The organism is Ruminococcus sp. (assembly GCF_019417665.1).
Lineage (GTDB): Bacteria > Bacillota > Clostridia > Oscillospirales > Ruminococcaceae > Ruminococcus_C.
The window spans coordinates 1,859-3,216 of record NZ_DXUU01000115.1 but is presented as its reverse complement, the minus strand read 5'-3'; the positions used below and the strand labels follow the sequence as shown (position 1 = coordinate 3,216).

Sequence of the window (1,358 nt, the reverse complement as noted above, 5' to 3'; positions counted from 1 at the left end):
GGCGGTGCAGCGGTCATACATCAATACTCCAAGCCGTATCCGAAGTATTCTTTTGAAGAAACGCAGAATAAGATCCAGCATTTTCTCCGCAGCGGAACAAAACCTATGACCTGCCGCACCATTGCAGAGAAAGGCTTTTCCTGCCCAAAGCTGCGAAGCGGACAGTGCAGCTGTAAATCTCCTGCGGCTCTGTGTTTTCAGCCGCTTTCCATTGATGGCATTCGGGCACTGCTGCTGCAGCAAAAGGTGCAAAATGCCGTGGTGGAAGATTTGCAGACTGCACGAAACTTTGTGTCGGAATATCTTTACAATGTGGACAGCGTGACTGCCGAATCGATGATCCATTACGATTTAAAGCAGCATTTCGGTTTCAAAAATGCAGATGTCAAGCCGCTGCTTGCTCTGCAAAAAGAACTGTACAAGGCATTTCAAAACAAATCCGAAACACGGAAGCATCGCTCCGGCATGGAAATTCCCGACTGGTATGAAATGACAGAACGGGGTCCGAAGTTTCTGCCCGGTGTGCTTGCAGAATACATGACACAGAATGCCCCTGTGTTTTATTCTGCCGAGCAGTATTATTGCTATGAAAATGGCGTTTATCACAGCATCACGGAACTGACAGCAAGAAATATGGTACGGGATAAAATGCTGACCAGATACACAAAGCTGTCTCAGATCAATGATACCGAAGGACAATGGAAGATGCAGGTGCAGAAGGATATTCGGGAACTCAATTCCAATCCCTATCTCATCAATGTGCGAAATGGCCTGTACAATGTGCTGGACGAAACCTTATCGGAGCACACCGCAAAGTATCTGTCTACGGTACAGCTGAATGTGCGATATATGTCCGGTGCAAAGTGTCCCAGATTTCTGCAGTTTCTGCATGAATCCGTGGAGGAGGATCAGGTGACGCTGATTCAGGAGATGCTGGGCTACTTTCTCATTCCGGTCAATCATGCCCAGAAGTGCTTTATCATTGTGGGAAAAGGCGGTGCCGGGAAGTCTGTGCTGCTGCGGGTGCTGAATGAACTTCTGCTGGGAAAAGAAAATGTGTCCAATGTAGCATGGCAGGCACTCAGTGACCGTTTCAAGACAGCAGAATTGTTTGGAAAATGGGCGAACATCTGTGCGGAACTGCCGACTAAGGGCATTGAAGACAACGGCATTTTCAAGGCGTTGGTCGGAGAGGATTATCTGACTGTGGAAAAGAAAAACAAAAATCCCTTTTCTTTTCAGCCCTATGCGAGGCTGCTCTTTTCCTGCAACAGTATTCCGAAGAACTATGGGGACAAATCGGAGGGCTTTTACCGCCGTCTGATCATTGTCCGGTTCAATCATTCTGTGCCGGAGGA

General features: G+C 47.8%; 1 protein-coding gene. It reads left to right on the top strand.

Annotated features, from left to right (window positions below; all coding sequences use genetic code 11):
• Positions 1-1,358: DNA primase family protein (locus QZ375_RS14035; RefSeq protein WP_295219982.1), on the top strand; the 1,358-nt coding region annotated here is incomplete at both ends.